Origin of the sequence: Mesorhizobium sp. M1A.F.Ca.IN.020.06.1.1 (assembly GCF_004023265.1) — a bacterium.
Lineage (GTDB): Bacteria > Pseudomonadota > Alphaproteobacteria > Rhizobiales > Rhizobiaceae > Mesorhizobium.
In genome coordinates this window covers 1-677 of record NZ_RZSR01001620.1, presented here as the reverse complement: position 1 = coordinate 677, position 677 = coordinate 1, and the positions used below count along the sequence as shown (strand labels likewise).

The following is a 677-nucleotide window of genomic DNA, read 5'->3' as shown; positions in this document are numbered from 1 at the left end:
GAGCGGCTTGGAGGAATATCGAAGATGGGCAATGCGGAGCTTCGCTCCCTGCTGGTGCTCGGTGCGACTTCTGTCCTGCGGCATATGCGGGGCAACGACAAAACGCCGAAATGGCTGAATGGTCTTCTGAAGCGGCGGCCCTACAAGGTCGTGGCTGTCGCGCTCGCCAACAAGATGGCCCGGATCATCTGGGCGCTTCTGACCAAGGGCGGGACATATCGGGGTCTTGAGGCGGCAAACAGCGCAGCGAGCGCTTGAGCTGAAGACTACCCCGACGAACTGACCGGTGCGGTAGCCGGCAGAGGCGAGGTGCACGAAACAGACGATGATTCCATGGGACGAAATCCCGAGGCGAGAGAGGCCGCGTGACTCAATGCGCTCACAGCGCGTTCGTTTGATCAGCCCCTCGCATCGCGGACTTCATCGAGGCCAGCGGTCCTGAACCGCGCTGAAAGGCCGGACATATGACCGCACCGTTCCCGTGTGATGAGTTGTCTGAAGAAAGCACTTGCCTGAAGGGCCGTTCCACATATGAGTCACGCGGCCATGGCTGATTCATTCAGCATGGCGTAGTAGCGCTCCTCGGCTTCGGCCGGCGGGATGTTGCCGATGGGCTCCAGCAGCCGGCGATGATGCCTTCGAGGCCCATGGCCTTCATCGGGCGGGCAACCGTGCAG

1 pseudogene is annotated in these 677 nt (G+C 61.6%); it reads left to right on the top strand.

Annotated elements, in window-relative coordinates:
- Window positions 1–258, top strand: a pseudogene (locus EOA60_RS35935) (IS110 family transposase); the annotation flags it as partial.
- Between the last annotated feature and the right edge of the window lie 419 nt (window positions 259–677).